This is a genomic window from Phycisphaeraceae bacterium, assembly GCA_040222855.1.
Lineage (GTDB): Bacteria > Planctomycetota > Phycisphaerae > Phycisphaerales > Phycisphaeraceae > Mucisphaera.
On sequence record JAVKCD010000019.1, the window covers coordinates 56,459 to 72,098 of the forward strand.

Consider the following 15,640-nt stretch of genomic DNA (forward strand, 5'->3'; position numbering starts at 1 on the left):
CGGCACAGGCCACCCGCGATGATCACCACCGCGCCCCCAAAACACGAGACCCCAGCCGAGCCAGCTACCGGCGACGCCGTCGATACACCCCGTGGCCTCGACCCCCGCATCGCCGCCGTCATCCCGCCCGAACTCATCCAGTCCGGCGAGATCATCATCCTCCTGCTCAAACCCAGCCCCTGGTTCATCCCCCTCTCTCAACTCCGCCACCTCACCACCCTCGCCCTCATCACCGCCGGCTGCTGGTACGCCAACGAAGCCTTCGGCTCCCCCCTCCGATCCCGAGACATCGTCCTCCTCGGCATCGCCGCCATCGGACTCACCCTCTTCTGGGCCTTCTTCGAGTGGCTCTCTCGCATCTACATCATCACCGACCGCCGCGTCATCACCCTCTCAGGCGTCCTCCGCATCGTCGTCTTCCAGGCCCCCCTCGAACGCATCCAGCACACCACCCTCGTCTTCTCCATCCGCGAACGACTCTTCGGCCTCGGCTCCCTCCTCTTCGCCACCGCAGGCACCGGCTTCGACGAAACCCTCTGGCACATGATCCCCAACCCCCTCGAAGTCCACCGCCAAGTCCTCAACATCCTCCACCGCTACCGCCGCTAATCAAGAACCCTGGTGCCACACATTGTCACCGCGTAGTGCCGACAATGTGTGCCAACCACCCACAGACCACTCATTCACGTTGAGCAAAATAACAATATAAACTATAGTTGGCCCGTGACCACCCCCGAAACCCACGCCCTGCTCACCCTCCAGCTCACACAAGGCCTTGGCGTGCGCCGCATCACACGCCTCGTCGAACAGTTTGGCTCCGCGACCAAAACCCTACGCCTGACACCCGCCCAACTCGCACAGATCGACGGCATCGCCCCCACTGCCGCCAGACGCCTCCGCCAGGCCCTCGACGACACCATCACCCAGAAGCGCGCCGACGAGGAACTCGACCGCTGTGACCGGGCTGGCGTCCGGCTTATCGCCCGGGGCACCGCCGAATACCCCGCGCTCCTCAGAGACATCCCCGATAGCCCGCCCCTGCTCTGGGCCAAAGGCCCCCTCGACGCCGACGACCGGCTCGCGCTCGCCATCGTCGGCTCGCGCAAGTGCTCGACCTATGGCCGCACCCAGGCCGAACACTTCGCTGCCCGCTGCGCCAGCCTCGGCCTCACCATCGTCTCGGGCGGGGCCCTGGGCATCGACGGCGCCGCCCACCGCGCCGCCCTACAGGCTGGCGGAACCACGCTCGTCGTCATCGGCTCCGGCCTCGAACGCCCCTACCCCGCTGCCCACCGCCACCTCTTTAAGGACCTGATCGACTCCGGCCGCGGAACCCTGCTCTCCGAACTCCCGCTGCTGACGCCACCCGCCGCTGAGAACTTCCCCAGGCGAAATCGCATCATCTCCGGGCTCGCCCTGGGCACCCTGGTCATCGAAGCCGGTGCCCGCTCCGGGGCCATGATCACCGCCCGGCTCTGCGTTGAAGAGCATGGCCGCGAACTCATGGCGGTCCCTGGCCCCCTCGACCGCGGCGACTCCTCCGGCTGCCACCGTGCGATCCGCGAGCAGTGGGCCTCCCTCGTCACCTCACCCGATGAGGTTCTCCAGCAACTCGCAGAAACCCGACACAGCCTTCTCGCCCAGCCGATCAAAACGATCGAGCCCCCCCTGCTCACCACGAGACCCGCTGCACCGCCCGAGCCCTCGACCCCCGCACGGCTGAAGCTCGACCCCCTGGCGACCCTCGAAGGCGAGCCCCGCACGGTCGCCCAGCACCTCACCGACCCGCTTACCCTCGACCAGCTCGCCGAACGCATCGACCTGCCGACCGCCCGCATCCAGGCCGCCATCACCATCCTCGAAATCAAGGGTTTACTTCAACGGGATCAGGGAAGACTCTCGCTGCGAGCCTGACTCAGGCGCGCTATCGTGTAACCTCCGCCGGACAGCTTCACCCCCGGCGGCCCACGAGAAACCATGCTCCCCACCTTCGACCTCTCCACTCAGCAGGGCCGTGCCGACTTCGAGGACCGCCTCACCAAGCTTCGGGGCACCACCTCATCCTCGTCTGAAGCCGCCAAGACCGTCGCCAACATCATCACCGACGTCCGTGATCGTGGCGATGCTGCGGTCATCGACTACATGCAGCGTTGGACCGACCCCGACCTCACCGCTGACCGCCTCCGGGTCACCCAGGCCGAACTCGACGCCTCTGTCAATCAGCTCGATCCGAAGCTCCGCGAGGCGATCGAGCAGTCGATCGCCAACGTGCGCGCCTACCAGCAGCATGTCATGCCTCAGCCGACGGAGCCCATCCGCGTCGGCTCGGCTGAACTCGGCCTCCGATGGACGCCGGTGGATTCCGTGGGCCTCTGCGTGCCGGGCGGTACGGCGGTGCTGTTCTCCACCGTCATCATGCTCGCCGTCCCAGCGCTCGTCGCCGGCGTCCCGGCGGACAGCATCGCCGTGATGAACCCCCCGCCAACACGACAATCCGGCGAGCCCGCCAAGGACATCTCACCGATCGTCCTGGCCACCTGCAAGCTCCTTGGATTGTCCCGGGTCTACCGCCTGGGCGGGGCCCAGGGCGTCGCAGCACTGGCTCTTGGGACCGAATCCATCCAACCCGTTGACCTCATCGCCGGGCCGGGCAACATCTTCGTCCAGCTCGCCAAAGCTCAGGTCGCCGGCCTCACCGGCACCGACAACGGGTTTTATGGCCCCTCCGAGATCGTCACGATTGCCGATGAACACGCCAACGCCGACCGCGTGGCCTCTGACCTCATCGCTCAGGCCGAGCACGACCCCGGGAAGTGCTTCCTGGTGTCGTGGTCGTCGCTGAAGATCGAACAGATCGCCGATGCCATCACGCGCCAACTCAACGACCGCAAGCGACGCGCCGCCATCACCGCGTCCCTGCGTGACGAGAGCTGCGCCGTGATTGTTCGCGATGAAGACGAGGCGATTGATATCGCCAACCAGCTCGCCACCGAGCACCTCAATCTCGCCACGGAGAACGCTGAACAACTCCTGCCCCGCATCCACCACGCCGGGGAGATCTTCCTGGGCGATACCCCGGTCGCCTCAGGCGATTACTACGCGGGGCCGTCCCACTGTCTGCCGACCGGTACCACGGCACGCTTCACCTCCGGCATCTCGGCGTACACCTTCCTCAAACGCTCGGGCACGGTCCGCTACCCCAACGGCCTCGATGCTGTCGCAGCGCAGCACATCGCCGCCATGGCCGACGCGGAAGGTCTCGATGGACACGCCGCCTCGGCCCGACGCAGGATCAACCCGTAACGACCTGCTTATTTTCCTGCGTTCTCGGCTTCGAGCAGCAGCTTGCGCTTGCGCTTGACCAGGTCGAGCAGGTGCTCACCCTCGCTCTTGAGGGTCGGCCGCCAGAGCGTCCAGTGCAGATCGACGGCGCACTTGGAGCTGCGGATCGCATCGCGGACATAACGGTTGAGCCGACGCATCGGGAGTTTCGCGATCACGTCGCGGTGCATCGGGATGACGAACATGAACGTCTCGGGGTTCGGGATCAGGTAGCACAGTCCCTGCTCGACCTGGCTGCTGACCAGATCGAACTGGAAGGTCCAGCGCCACGAGTCGCCATGCCAGACGATGGATTGCTCGACCTGACCGAGGTCGAGGATGGCCTGCATCATGTCTTCGGCGAGCTTGAGCGTGAGCTCGTTGTAGGGCTTGAGCAGGACGTCGGCTTGGGGAATATTCCATCGGTCCAGCCAGGGCACAGGGGATTGGATCGCGGGGCGATTCATCGGGAAAGAGGTCCTCTCTGGGAGCGAAGGCCTGGTAAAAACACGGTCCCCACCGGGCGGGCCCGAGGACCTGCGGAGCCTTGTAACAATAGCGTCTCCAACGGTTTCGACAAGGTGGGGTGCATCCTGAGTCCGGCTCCGGTACCATCACCGCGATGGAGCCGAGCCGTTCCGCCCCCGAACACGCCGCCGTCGTGCTGATGGCCAAACCCCCGATCCCCGGTCGGGTGAAGACCCGTCTGGCCGCGACGCTGGGTGAGGCGTCCGCGACCGAAGCGCATCGGCTGATGCTGATCTGTGCGCTCGAGCGTTTGAAGGCGCATTGTCCGGGGAAACACGTGCTGGCGCTGGATGGGTATGACCCGGACAGCCCGCCTGTGAGCGGGGAGAGTGTGGAGCAGGCGGCGTTGCGGTCGACGGTGGAGGAGGCGCAGGAGATGGGGTGGGAGATTCTGGGTCAGTCGGAAGGTGATCTGGGGCAACGACTTACTGCGGCGTGGGAGCAGGCGGGTTCGGGGCCGATCGCGTTTTTTGGCATTGACAGCCCGGATGTGCCTGCGGAGGCGTTGGAGCGGCTGTGGGAGTTTCTGGATCACGCGGATGTGGCGGTGGGTCCTGCGGAGGATGGGGGGTTCTGGACGCTGGTGGCGCGATCGATTCCGGAGGGTCTGTGGGAGGGGATTGAGTGGGGGCGTGATCGGGTGCTGGGGCGGCTGTGGGACAATCTGGAGGGGCTTGGGATCAGTCGAGATCGTTTTCCGGTGTGGCCGGATGTGGATGATGAACAAGGACTTACTGACTTGCTCCGGCGGCTGGAGGGCGAGCCCGAGGGGGCGTTAGCCCGGCTGCGCGAGCAACTGGAGAAGCTCATGATTATTCAGACGCCGGTTCAGGACCAGGCTTTGGCGGTGCAGCATGCGGGTCGGGATGAGCCGGATTATTCGAGTTGCCGGGTGCTGGTGGTGGATGACAATCAGCAGAATCTGGAGCTTTTGGAGGCCTATCTGGAGCCGCTGGGGTGTCGGGTGGATGCAGTGCAGGACGGGGTGACGGCGATCGGGATGCTGGACGGGCGGGATCGGCACGAGCTACCAGATCTTGTGTTGCTGGACGTGATGATGCCCAAGATGTCGGGGTTTGAGGTGTGTCGGAAGATCAAGGATGACCCTCGGACGCGGGCGATTCCGGTGATGATGGTGACGGCGTTGCACGAGGTGGGTGATGTGGAGCGGGCGGTAGAGTGCGGGACGGATGATTTTCTTTCTAAACCCGTGAATCGCGTGGAGTTACTGACGCGGGCGAAGAACCTGCTGAAGGTGCGGCACCTCAAGAAGGAGCTTGAGCAGGCGGAGGCGCGGCTGGGGCGGGGTGATTAAGCGGGCTGTTGAGGGTACTCCGAGGGGTGGTTTTGGGGTCGATTTTTGTGCGCATCGTGTGGGTTGAGGGGTGTGGTCGTCAATCAAACGTGACTGATGGGGGTTGAACGACGGCTGTTTGTGCGCACGGCCCTGCTACGCCAAGGCTTCGCAGGGTTGTGCGGGGTGGGGTGTTTGGGCAGAGCTTGGGGTCGTGTTGGGACGGGAATGTTCTTGGTTCTGTGGTCAGCCTGCGGCTGACCACAGCCACCCGACGTAGGCATACGGGTTGTCCAGGTTCCCGAGTCACGCTGCGCGATGACTCGGTCCACCCGGGTTGTTGGTGAGGTGTGGGTGATGGTTTGTATGGGGTGTGCGGGGTTTGCGGTTGGATGGGTGGTGAGGTGTGGGTTTGGTGGGCTCGAGTTGTGAATGGGGGTGTGGTGGGGGTCGATGCTGGATGCGTCGTGAGGGATCACGGCTCCTGAGTTCGGCTTCGCCATGGAGTGGCGACCGCGAGAGCGGAGGGCTGGGTGAGGGACCTTTGCTGATTCGGGCCCGGCCGGATTGGCGTGACCGCGGAGGACGCGGTCGGGGCCAGGACGAGACCGGGCATGGACCGGCACCGGATCAATAGCGGTGCGTATCCGCGGCTCTCGACCCGAGCCCGTCCTGAGGACGGACCCACGGGGCGGAGCGGGAGAAAGTCGGGCCGGTCTTAGCCAGTCGGAAGCCCCACGGAACCACGGGAGAAAGCACACCATGAGTCGCATCAACACCAACGTCAGTTCTTTGATTGCTCAGCGTATTTTGAAGACGCAGAACCAGACACTGACTCAGACGCTTGAGCGGCTGAGTACGGGTTCGCGGATCAACCGGGGTGGTGATGACCCTGCGGGCCTGATCGTGTCGGAGAACCTGCGTTCTCAGAAGGCGTCGATCAGCGCGGCGATCTCGAACGCGGAGCGAGCCGACCAGGTCGTAAACATTGCCGAGGGCGGTTTGCAGGAAGTGAGCACGCTGCTGCTTGAGGTTCAGGGCCTGATTGGTCAGACGGCGAATGACGCGGGTCTGAGTCAGGAAGAGAAGGAAGCGAACCAGCTGCAGGTCGATTCGATTCTGCAGACGATTGACCGGATTGCGGAGGCGACGAGCTTCCAGGGCACGAAGCTGCTCAACGGTACGTTTGACTTTGCGATCAGCGGGCAGTCGAGCGAGATCGTGGACTTTGAGATCAAGGCGGCGAAGCTCAACGAGGGCGACACGCGAGCGGTGCAGATCATCGTGACGCAGTCGGCGCAGAATGCGGCGTTGTTCCTGTCGACGGGAGCCACTTCGTTGGACCTGAGTTCGGATACGGCGACGTTCCAGTTTGAGATCGCCGGTTCGAAGGGTGCGCGTCAGTTCAGCTTTGGTTCGGGTACGACGACGGCTGATATTGCGACCCAGATCAACAGCTTCAAGGACGTGACGGGCATTTCGGCGGTGGCGTCGGGTGACGGCACCGCGGTGGGTCTGTTCCTGAACTCGACGGCGCTGGGCAGCAGCGAGTTCGTGTCGATCGACGTCTCGGATGATGCGGGCCTGACTGGCGGCGTGGCCCGGTTGAGTTCGTCGGACCAGAACGCGATCACGGCGACGGGCTATGTGGCCCTGGCCAGTGTGACCAATGCTCTGCGAGATGAGGGTCAGGATGTGGGTGCCGTGATTAACGGTGTTCAGGCGACTTCGAACGGTTCGAAGGCTCGTATCGCCAATGAGTTCCTGGATGTGGAGCTTGAGTTGAGCCAGACGGCGGCGACGTCGCTGGGCTCGATCAACGCGTTCACGATCACGGGCGGCGGTGCGAAGTTCAACCTTGGCCCGAACGTGGACATTGGCAACCAGGTGTCGATCGGCGTGCGAAACATCGCGGCCCGTAATCTGGGCAACGTGACGGATGGTTATATGGACACGCTGGGTGCCGGTCGTTCGAACAACCTGGTGGATGGTGACCTGACGCAGGCCCAGGAGGTTGTGAACGCGGCGATCAAGCAGGTGTCGACGACGCGAGGTCGGCTGGGTGCGTTCCAGAAGAACGTGATCGGGACGACGATTCGTGCGTTGGGTGTGACGCTAGAGAACACGACGGCGGCTGAGTCGATCATCCGTGACACGGACTTCGCTCAGGCGACGGCGGACCTGACGCGGTCGCAGATCCTGGTTCAGGCGACGTCGAATGCGTTGGCGATTGCGAACAACAACCCGCAGAACGTGTTGCAGCTGCTGTAAGAGGTTCTTGGGGCCCCGGGGCTTCCGCCCCGGGCTCGTTAGGACAGAGCGTTCAATGTTGCCGGGTCACCCCTTTGGGTGGCCCGGTTTTTTTATGCGCGTTGTGGGGTGGGTTGGTTGGGGTTTGATTGCGAGGGGATGGGCTCGTGAGGCTGGTGCCTCAGGCTCGTTTCATGCTTGGGTTGGTTGATGTGGGTGGTGGGGGTGGGCTGGCACGGCTCACGGGTGATGGTTATTGGGACGTTGTGGGGTGGGGTAGGGGGTGGTGGTTCTGTGGGCACGCCTGCGGCGTGACCACAGCCACCCGATGCGCAGGGTATTCGACGGGGGGTGGGGTGCTCTGTGGTGCTGGAGCGGGGATTATTGGGAAAGTTGTTTGAAAGGGTTATGCGGGAGTTAAGGGGGGTGTGGGTTGTGACGATTGGGAGGGTGACACGGATGAGACGGGTGTTTCCGAGTTGGCCGGATGGCCGGTTTGGGAGGCCCGATAAGTCTGAGTTGCTGGTCCGGTGTTGTCGGTCGCAACGGTTGCCCGACTTAGCTGGAGCAGGCAAGGATGGGTTGGGCCGGAAGGCCTGACCAGCATGCACCCGTCGGCGAGAGCGCGTCGCTGACGAAACTCCCGGACACAGGATGTGTTTGGGAGCCGCAAGGATGCGGGCCGGTCGGTGCGCACCGGTCTCGTGGCGTGAGCGGTTCACGCCAGCACGCAAGGGTCCTGGATCGGAGACCCGCGAAAGAGGTTGGCGGCGGAGCCCGCAGGAAGCATCAACGTGACCCCCCAAGGCGTTCACGGAGGACAGTAACGATGAGCCGGATCAACACCAACGTAAACTCACTGCTCGCGCAGCGTGTTTTGAACCAGAACAACAACAGCCTTAACAACTCACTCGAGCGATTGAGTACGGGTCTACGGATCAACCGCGGTGCGGATGATCCGGCGGGTCTGATTGCGAGTGAGAACCTGCGTTCCGAGAAGGCGGCGATTACCGCTGCGATCGGGAACGCGGAGCGAGCGGACCAGGTCGTGAACATTGCGGAGGGTGGTCTCCAGGAGATCAATGCCCTGCTGCTTGAGGTTCAGGGTCTGGTGGGCTCGTCGGCGAACGACGCGGGTCTGAGCCGTGAGGAGCGAGAGGCGAACCAGCTTCAGGTGGACTCGATTCTGCAGACGATCGACCGGATCGCCTCGGCGACGAGTTTCCAGGGCACGAAGCTGCTTAATGGTACGTTTGACTTCACGGTGTCTGGTCAGGCGAGCCAGGTGCTCGACTTCCAGGTGAACGCGGCGAAGCTGGCGTTCGAGGAGCAGCGTGATGTTCAGGTGCTGGTGACCAACTCGGCTCAGCGGGCAGGTCTGTTCCTGTCGCTGGGTGGTACGAACCTGGCCTTGTCGGCCCCGGATGCTCAGTTCCGCTTTGAGGTGGCTGGCTCTTTGGGTTCCCGCGAGTTCACGTTTGGCCAGAGCGCTACGACTTCGACGATTGCGACGCAGATCAATACGTTCCGTGCGGTCACTGGCGTTTCTGCGGTGGCTTCGGGTAACGGTATCTACTTCAAGAGCCAGGAGTTTGGCTCAGACGAGTTTGTGTCGATTGATGTTGCGGATGATGCAGGCCAGGCAGGTGGTGTGGCTCAGTTCAACTCGAACGCGGAGCTCGCGATCATCGCCCCTGGTTTTATTACTCTGGCTTCGGCTGAGACGAGTAATGCTGTTCGTGACGCTGGCCAGGATGTGGGTGCGATCATTAACGGTGTTCAGGCGACCTCGGATGGTCGTGTGGCCCGGATCAACACGGACTTCCTGGACGTTGAGATCGAGCTGAGTATTGATGGCACCCAGAATGTGGGCTCGATCGATGCGTTCACGATCACGGGTGGCGGTGCGAAGTTCAACCTGGGTCCGAACGTGGACATCCTGAATCAGGTGTCCGTGGGCATCCAGAACGTGGCGGCTCGTAACCTGGGCACGATCACCAATGGCTTCCTTGATGAGTTGGGCTCATCGCGAGCGGCGAACCTGGTGGATGGTGACCTTGGTAAGGGTCAGAAGATCGTGAACAACGCGATCGGGCAGATTTCGAGTCTTCGAGGCCGACTGGGTGCGTTCCAGAAGAACATCGTGGGTGCGACGATTCGGTCGCTGGGTGTTGCTCTGGAGAACACGTCGGCTGCGGAGAGTGCGATTCGTGACACGGACTTTGCTGCTGAGACGGCGGAGTTGACGCGGTCGCAGATTCTGGTTCAGGCTTCGACGCAGTCTCTCGGGATTGCGAACTCGCAGCCTCAGTCGGTGTTGTCGCTGCTGGGCTAAGCGGCTGACCGGCTCTGAGTTGGTCTCCGATCTCGGTATTCCCTCCCCCGGGTTACCGATCACTGATGCGGGGCGGCGGCCTGACCGGGCCGCCGCTCTTTTTTTGGGGATTTTTTTGGGGGGGAGGTTGGCCGGGCCGACAGGGCTCGGCTCGCGGGGATGGGGGTGAGGGATGGTGTTGAGGATGGGATGGAGCGTTGGGGTTGGCTGGTAGGATTTACAGTTGGTCTGGTGGGTGGGACGATGGTGTTGTGGGTGTCGTTGTTTTTTGATGGATGGATGACTGATGAGCCACGCGGGTGAACGACGAGGGACGGGGGATGGCGAGTTGGTGAGCCGGCGTGGGGTGTTGCTGGGCGGTTTGGGGTTAGCATTGGCGGGTTGTGTGTCGGGGGATCGGTCGTCGAATCGTTGGGTGTCGAACGGTTCGGGGGTGGTTCAGGAGCGTGAGGGGGCGTTTTATATACCGAGTGCGCGGCGTCAGACTCCGGCGTCGCCTGAGGCTCGGGCGGGTTGGCAGCCGGCGCGGCTGCCGACGGCTTCGCCGGCGACGGCGAGTCTGCCCACGCGACCTGGCGGGCCGGTTGGGGTGGTGAGCCGGTCGGTATGGACAAATGAGGGGCCGGTGGCGGGACGGGTGTCGGCGATGGGGGGTGTGCGGAGGATCACCGTTCACCATGAAGGTTGGACGCCGGTGTATTTTGATGATGCGTCTTCGGTGATTGACCGGTTGTTGCAGGTCCGGAAGGTGCATGTGAAGGATCGGGGCTGGGGGGATATTGGGTACCACTATGTGGTGGATCGAGCGGGTCGTGTGTGGGAGGCGCGGCCGTTGATTTACCAGGGGGCGCATGCGGGGCCGAACGGGGCGAATCGGCACAATGTGGGGATCATGGTGTTGGGGAACTTTGATCGTCAGCGGCCATCGGATGCTCAGTTTGGCGGGCTGGTGACGATGCTGCGGTGGTTGTGCAGCCAGTATCGGGTGCCCTCGCGAGAGATTTACACGCATCAGGAGTTGAATCCGACAGCGTGTCCGGGGCGGGTGTTGCAGGCGCAGATGGTGGCGTTGCGGAAGCATCCGGAGCTGCTTTGAGGGTGTGAGGGTTGGTCGCGGTGCGTTAGACTTGGGGTATGACTACCGACTCCCCACCCACCCCCCCCGCTAGCCCCCCTGGTGTTGATGCTGGCCTGACCGCCGGTACTGTCGAAACTGAGGTTGAGGCGGGGGAGCTTGATGCTCGGGTGGAGGCGGTGTTGATGACGTCGGATCGTTCGGTGGGGATGGCGCGGCTGGTGGATTTGACGAGTGGCGGTTCGGCGGAGGCGGTGGGTGCGTCGATTGAGCGGTTGAATGGGGCTTATGAAACGACGGGGCGGGTGTTTCGGATTCAGGAGGTGGCTGGGGGTTGGCAGGTGCTGACGCGGCCGGAGGTCGCTGAGGTGGTGGCGCAGGCGCAGCGGAGCAAATCGCAGGGGAAGTTGAGTCCTTCGGCGTTGGAGACGTTGTCGGTGGTGGCGTATCGGCAGCCGGTGATGCGGGCTGAGGTGGAGACGATTCGAGGAGTGGGTTGTGGTGAGGTGCTGCGGCAGTTGATGGAGCGGCAGTTGGTGAAGGTGGTGGGTCGAGCGGAGGAGGTGGGGCGGCCGATGCTTTACGGGACGACGAAGCGTTTTCTGGAGGTTTTTGGGTTGGGGTCGCTTAGGGACTTGCCGCAGCGGGAGACGCTGGTGCCGAAGCGGCCTAAGAAGGTGAAGGCGAAGGAGGAGACGGTGGCAGAGGGTGGGGATGAGGTTGCGGAGGGTGATGCATCGTGAAGTTCGCTGTGGTCGGGTTGATGGTTGTGGCGGGGGTGCTGGGGGGTTGTGGTCAGCATCGTTTGGCGGGGGTGGTGGTGTCGGGGCCGACGGGGGGTGTAAAGGTGGTGGACGAGGGTGCGGTGGTTGTTGGTGATGCGGTGGGTGGTGCGCAGGTTGAGGTGATGCTGGACCCGCGGTCGATGAATCGGCGGTCGCTGGGGGTGCTGGTCACGGATGGTGCGGGGCGGTTTGAGGTGGATTCGGGTGTGTTTGATGAGGTGTCGCGATGGTTGGATGTGGAGGCGGGGTTGCGGGTGAGTGCGGCGGGGTTGAGCACCTATAGTGCTCGGCTGATGGTTCCGCGGGGGGATCGACTGGTGGTCATTACGTTGACGGACCCGGATCATCCGGGGGCGGAGCTGCCGGATGAGGATTTGTATTCGGAGATGCTGCGGGAGCGTGAGAGGTTTGAGCGTCGGTAGGCAGTTGATTCCGGGTAGCTAGTTTCTTGAGGGGTCAGGTCGGTGCACAAGGCAGCACGGGTCACTCGCCTGCGGCTTGATGACCCGTGGCACCCGGCGTGTTCGGTCTTGGGCGTTGCTTGTGGGGGAGGGGTTGGGGAGACTGTGGGGATGGATCGAGCTGTTTATCGCTGGTCGGTGACGCCTGCGGGTTGGAGTTATGTGGGCGCGACGGGGGTGGTGGGTTTGTCGGCGGTGTTGACGCAGGCGAATCTGCTGTTTTTTCTGGTGGGTTTGTTGGTGGGTGCGTTGGTGCTCGATGGGTTGTGGGCCGGGTTGAGTTTGTGGGGTGTGACGGTGCGGCGGTATGCGCCGTCGCGGGGGTTGGCGGGTGAGGCGATGGCGGTGCGTTATGTGGTGGGTCGCGGGGGCTGGCTGCCTTTGGGTGCGGTGATTGTGTCGGAGGTGTTGGCGGGTGTTCGTCAGGAGGGTGGTTATTGCTTGTATCTGGCGCGGAAGGGTCGTGCGACGGCGGAGGCGACGTTGTACCCGGAGGTTCGTGGGGTGCTGGCGTTGGAGGCGGTGCGTGTGCGGAGCAGTTTCCCGTTTGGGTTGGTGCGGGGTGAGCGGCGGTTTGGTCGGGTGTCGGAGGTGCTGGTGTATCCGCGGGTGTATCGGGTAACGCGGGAGTTGCGGGCGACGTCGGGGGTGTGGCGCGATACGGGTAAGGCGGAGGTGGATTCGCGTTCGGGCGCGGGTGATTTTGCGGGACTGCGGGAGTACCGGCCTGGTGATGCGGTGCGGTCGATTGACTGGAAGCGTACGGCTCGGCTGGGGACGCTGATGGTTCGTGAGCATCTGCGGCCGGTCCCGCCTCGAGTGATGTTGTGTCTGGATATGTCGTCGGGTTCGCCGACGGGCGGTGAGGTGGAGCAGGCGGTGACGCTGGTGGCGTCGATGGTGTGCGCGGCGCAGGGTCACGGGATGCCGGTGGGTCTGGTGATTGTGGGTGGTGAGGGTTCGCTGCATCGGCCTCATGCGAGTCTTCCGCATCGTGATGACATTCTGGAGACGTTAGCGCGGATGGTTCCGGGTCGTGGTGCGGAGGTGGGTCGTGCGGCGCAGCTGCGGCCGTCGATGTGGGTGCTGGCGTCGCCTACGGGTGTGGCGCCGCGGGCGCCTGACCTGATGGTGCTGCATGGTGGTGATTCGGCACGGTTGCTGGACACTTCGGCTTCGGGCTTGCCGTTGGACCCGTTGCCGTCGCTGGCGGCGCTTCGTCGCGCGGAGGGTGGTGTTTATGCTGCCTAATGGTCGTCGGCTGCTGTTTATTCAGGTGATGCTGGCGGTGTTTGCGTTGTGTCTGGCGTTGAGCAATCCGTTGCTGCTGGCGATCGCGGGTTCGGTGGCGGTGGTGGGTTGGTTGTTGTTTGAGCGTGCTCAGCAGCGTCGGCTGCCGGGGTGGGTGGTGAGTACGGGTGGCGTGTGTGCGTTTGGGATGTTGGTGGTGGAGAACATGGTGCTGGGGCATCGGATGGTGCTGGCGATGGCGCATTTCACGCTTGTGTTGCAGGCGTTGCTGCTGTTTGGCCACAAGCGTCCGAGGGACATCATTGCGATGCTGGTGATCAGTCTGGTGCAGATGATCATTGCGTGCGTGGTGAGTGTGTCGATGGTGTTCGGTGTGTTGATGCTGGGGTATTGTTTTTTGCTGACGTGGACGCTGAGCCGTTTGCAGCTGGAGACGGCGTATGTTGGTCTGGCGTCGTCGCCTAAGGTCACGCGTCGGGGGGGTGTTCCGATGCGGCGGACGCCTGTGGGTTTGCGGGTGACGCGGGCGGTAATTGGTGTGTTGTGTCTGCTGGTGGGTTTGCTGTGTTTTCTGCTGGTTCCGAGGTCGGACAGCGGGGCGTTTGTGGATGAGCTTGGTGGTGTGATGCTGGAGCAGGCGACGGGTTACAGCGAGCGGGTTGATGTGCGGACGTCGCCTAGTCTGGAGGGGAGTGATGAGGCGGTGCTGCGGCTACGGGTGATGGCTCACGGTGAGCCGTTTCGTGGGACGGGTCAGGTGTATCTGCTGCGTGGGATGGTGTTTGATCAGTATGACGTGGCTTCGGGTCAGTGGATGCGTGGGGTGGAAGCGCAGGCGCGTTACCAGCATGTTCCGCTGGAGATGGGTTCGGTGCGGTTTGTATCGGTGGAGGAGCCGCTGAGTCTGTTGGAGGGTGAGGTGACGATTCGTCGACGGAATCATGAGGCGTTGTTTTCGGTGCTGCCGGTCGTGTCGTTTACGAGTGCGAATGTTGAGCGGCTGGAGTTCAACCCGTTGGATCAGGTGTTGCGGACGAGTGGTGCGGGGACGCCTGGGGGCGCGTTGGGCTACACGGTGCGTTGGCCGCTGTTTCATCAGATGGAGATCCCCGGGGTTTATTTTGATGCGATGGAGAATCGTGATGGTTTGGGGATGACGCGGTCGCTGATGTCGGATCGTCATGTGGATCGGTATGCGCGGGGGTGGCTGGTGGATGAGGAGGAGATCCGTGACTACACGATGGCGATTCTTGAGCGTGCGGGGCTTGAGCGTGATCCTGAGTTGGCGTTTACGGTGGAAGATTGGAAGGTTGCGACCAGGCTGGCGCAGGAGCTTCGGGATCACTATCGGTATCGTCGGTTTAATCCTCGGCCGCGAGGCGGCGTGGACCCGGTGACGGCGTTTTTGCTGGATCATCGGACGGGTCATTGCGAGTTGTTTGCGAGTGGGTTGGCGGCGATGTGTCGTTCGGTGGGGATTCCGGCGCGGCTGATCGTGGGTTATCGGGTGAGCGAGTACAACGAGGCGGGGTCGTATTACGTTGCGAGGCAGAAGCATGCGCACGCGTGGGTTGAGGTGGCGACGGATGCGGATGGTGGTTGGCGATCGCTGGACGGGACGCCTCATTCGTCGATCGAGGTGTTGCACGCGACGGAGGACACGCTGGCGCATCGGCTGCGGTCGTGGTATGAGCGTCTTGAGTTTTCGTGGATCGCGTTGATCGTGGCGTATGACGATCATGCGCGGAATCTGCTGGTAGCCTGGGCGCAGAATGTTCCGATGGCTGCGGAGGATATCGCGGGTGTGCTGCGTCGGGTGTGGGGTCGGACGGCGTTGTGGTTTTCGGCGATGACGGGTTCGTCGCTGGCGTTGTGGGGTGGGTTGGCGGCGACGGGGTTGGGGGCGTTGCTGGCGGGGGTGGCGGTGTTGCTGGCGCGGCATAAGCGGGACCTGGAGCGGCTGGGCGTTGAGTTGGAGGGCTGGTCTGAGGGGTGGTCGTGGGTTCGGCGGATGGATTTTTATCTGCGGATGATCCGGCTGCTGGAGCGTCATGGTTATGTGCGACCGTCGTGGCAGACGCCTCAGGCGTTTGCGGAGGAGCTGATGGAGGCGAACCCGATGCGGTTTGGGCCGGTGGTGTTATTGACGGCGTTGTTCTATCGGGCGCGTTTTGGTGGTGAGCAGCCGGATGAGGGGGAGATGGTGTTGGCGAGGGCTCATCTCGAGGCGCTTCGGCATGGGCTGGCGACGGGGGCGTCGCGGCTGTGAGGGTGGAGGAGCGAGCGAAGAGGTGGGAGGGGTTGTGCTAGGCTGGAGGGGATGGTCCCAGAGTTGATTGA

Annotated in this window: 12 protein-coding genes; 11 read left to right on the plus strand and 1 reads right to left on the minus strand. The window is 63.3% G+C overall.

What is annotated here, in order from left to right; genetic code table 11:
• Positions 1-18: 18 nt before the first annotated feature.
• From RIG82_05500 to hisD, 3 genes are all read left to right on the plus strand, one after another.
• Positions 19-609 (plus strand): PH domain-containing protein, encoded by a 591-nt coding sequence (locus RIG82_05500; protein MEQ9460387.1) that lies wholly within the window; start codon positions 19-21, stop codon positions 607-609.
• A 114-nt stretch (positions 610-723) separates the two neighbouring features.
• Complete coding sequence (gene dprA / locus RIG82_05505; protein MEQ9460388.1) at positions 724-1,914, plus strand: DNA-processing protein DprA; 1,191 nt, start codon at positions 724-726, stop codon at positions 1,912-1,914.
• A 63-nt stretch (positions 1,915-1,977) separates the two neighbouring features.
• On the plus strand, positions 1,978-3,303 hold the full coding sequence (gene hisD, locus RIG82_05510; GenBank protein ID MEQ9460389.1) for a histidinol dehydrogenase: 1,326 nt from the start codon (positions 1,978-1,980) through the stop codon (positions 3,301-3,303).
• Positions 3,304-3,311: 8 nt separating this feature from the next.
• On the opposite strand, the gene RIG82_05515 is transcribed toward hisD, so the two are convergent.
• Positions 3,312-3,788, minus strand: a complete 477-nt coding sequence (locus RIG82_05515; GenBank protein MEQ9460390.1) for a hypothetical protein — start codon at positions 3,786-3,788, stop codon at positions 3,312-3,314.
• 155 nt (positions 3,789-3,943) lie between these two features.
• On the opposite strand from RIG82_05515, the gene RIG82_05520 reads away from it, so the two are divergent.
• The 8 genes from RIG82_05520 (at position 3,944) to RIG82_05555 (ending at position 15,569) form a co-directional block, all read left to right on the plus strand.
• On the plus strand, positions 3,944-5,164 hold the full coding sequence (locus tag RIG82_05520; protein MEQ9460391.1) for a DUF2064 domain-containing protein: 1,221 nt from the start codon (positions 3,944-3,946) through the stop codon (positions 5,162-5,164).
• A gap of 741 nt (positions 5,165-5,905) precedes the next feature.
• Complete coding sequence (locus RIG82_05525) at positions 5,906-7,414, plus strand: flagellin (protein ID MEQ9460392.1); 1,509 nt, start codon at positions 5,906-5,908, stop codon at positions 7,412-7,414.
• Positions 7,415-8,222: 808 nt separating this feature from the next.
• On the plus strand, positions 8,223-9,728 hold the full coding sequence (locus RIG82_05530; protein MEQ9460393.1) for a flagellin: 1,506 nt from the start codon (positions 8,223-8,225) through the stop codon (positions 9,726-9,728).
• Between the two features lie 286 nt (positions 9,729-10,014).
• Positions 10,015-10,824 (plus strand): peptidoglycan recognition family protein, encoded by an 810-nt coding sequence (locus RIG82_05535; GenBank protein ID MEQ9460394.1) that lies wholly within the window; start codon positions 10,015-10,017, stop codon positions 10,822-10,824.
• A gap of 38 nt (positions 10,825-10,862) precedes the next feature.
• Positions 10,863-11,546 carry an SMC-Scp complex subunit ScpB gene (scpB, locus tag RIG82_05540; GenBank protein MEQ9460395.1) on the plus strand — a complete coding sequence of 228 codons (684 nt, stop codon included), beginning with the start codon at positions 10,863-10,865 and terminating at the stop codon, positions 11,544-11,546.
• Positions 11,543-12,010, plus strand: coding sequence for a hypothetical protein (locus RIG82_05545; GenBank protein ID MEQ9460396.1), 468 nt, complete (start codon positions 11,543-11,545; stop codon positions 12,008-12,010). The genes scpB and RIG82_05545 overlap by 4 nt, the downstream gene beginning before the upstream one ends.
• Positions 12,011-12,160: 150 nt before the next feature.
• Entirely contained in the window at positions 12,161-13,300 is a 1,140-nt protein-coding gene (locus tag RIG82_05550) for a DUF58 domain-containing protein (protein MEQ9460397.1), read from the plus strand.
• Positions 13,290-15,569 carry a transglutaminaseTgpA domain-containing protein gene (locus tag RIG82_05555; protein MEQ9460398.1) on the plus strand — a complete coding sequence of 760 codons (2,280 nt, stop codon included), beginning with the start codon at positions 13,290-13,292 and terminating at the stop codon, positions 15,567-15,569. The genes RIG82_05550 and RIG82_05555 overlap by 11 nt, the downstream gene beginning before the upstream one ends.
• Positions 15,570-15,640: the final 71 nt, after the last annotated feature.

Excerpts from the sequence above, each read along its gene's own strand:
- RIG82_05500 (MEQ9460387.1), top strand. The coding sequence starts at position 19 with ATGATCACCACCGCGCCCCCAAAACACGAGACCCCAGCCGAGCCAGCT.
- hisD (MEQ9460389.1), top strand. The coding sequence starts at position 1,978 with ATGCTCCCCACCTTCGACCTCTCCACTCAGCAGGGCCGTGCCGACTTC.
- RIG82_05515 (MEQ9460390.1), bottom strand. The coding sequence starts at position 3,788 with ATGAATCGCCCCGCGATCCAATCCCCTGTGCCCTGGCTGGACCGATGG.
- RIG82_05520 (MEQ9460391.1), top strand. The coding sequence starts at position 3,944 with ATGGAGCCGAGCCGTTCCGCCCCCGAACACGCCGCCGTCGTGCTGATG.
- RIG82_05525 (MEQ9460392.1), top strand. The coding sequence starts at position 5,906 with ATGAGTCGCATCAACACCAACGTCAGTTCTTTGATTGCTCAGCGTATT.
- RIG82_05530 (MEQ9460393.1), top strand. The coding sequence starts at position 8,223 with ATGAGCCGGATCAACACCAACGTAAACTCACTGCTCGCGCAGCGTGTT.
- RIG82_05535 (MEQ9460394.1), top strand. The coding sequence starts at position 10,015 with ATGAGCCACGCGGGTGAACGACGAGGGACGGGGGATGGCGAGTTGGTG.
- scpB (MEQ9460395.1), top strand. The coding sequence starts at position 10,863 with ATGACTACCGACTCCCCACCCACCCCCCCCGCTAGCCCCCCTGGTGTT.
- RIG82_05550 (MEQ9460397.1), top strand. The coding sequence starts at position 12,161 with ATGGATCGAGCTGTTTATCGCTGGTCGGTGACGCCTGCGGGTTGGAGT.
- RIG82_05555 (MEQ9460398.1), top strand. The coding sequence starts at position 13,290 with ATGCTGCCTAATGGTCGTCGGCTGCTGTTTATTCAGGTGATGCTGGCG.